We start from the raw sequence: 395 nt of genomic DNA, 5'->3' as shown, positions 1-395 counted from the left end.
CTCGGCATGGATCTTCGGCGCGATCTGCCCCGCCGAAGGAAAGGGCGCCGGCATCGTCATGCCTCGCTGTAACAGCGAGGCATGACGATGCATCTGGAAGAAATCGCCTTCAACGTCGCGCCGGGCGCACACGCTGTCCTGTTGCTCGATCAGGCGGGATGGCATGGTTCGGCTGAACTGATCGTGCCCGACAACATCACCCTTGTGCCGTTGCCGCCACGCTGCCCCGAGCTGAGCCCGGTCGAGAATGTATGGCAGTTCATGCGTGACAACTGGCTGTCCAACCGCATCTTCAAATCCTACGATGACATCGTCGACCACTGCTGCTTCGCCTGGAACAGCCTCGTCAATCAACCTTGGCGCATCATGTCCATCGATTTGCGCCAATGGGCACA

At 59.7% G+C, this 395-nt stretch carries 1 pseudogene; it reads left to right on the top strand.

Going from position 1 to position 395, the window contains the following annotated elements:
• Positions 1–395 (top strand): annotated as a pseudogene (locus MRBLSP13_RS19965) (transposase); the annotation flags it as partial.

The sequence above is a fragment of the Sphingobium sp. LSP13-1-1.1 genome (assembly GCF_040676415.1).
Lineage (GTDB): Bacteria > Pseudomonadota > Alphaproteobacteria > Sphingomonadales > Sphingomonadaceae > Sphingobium.
This window is presented reverse-complemented; position numbering and strand designations above follow the sequence as displayed.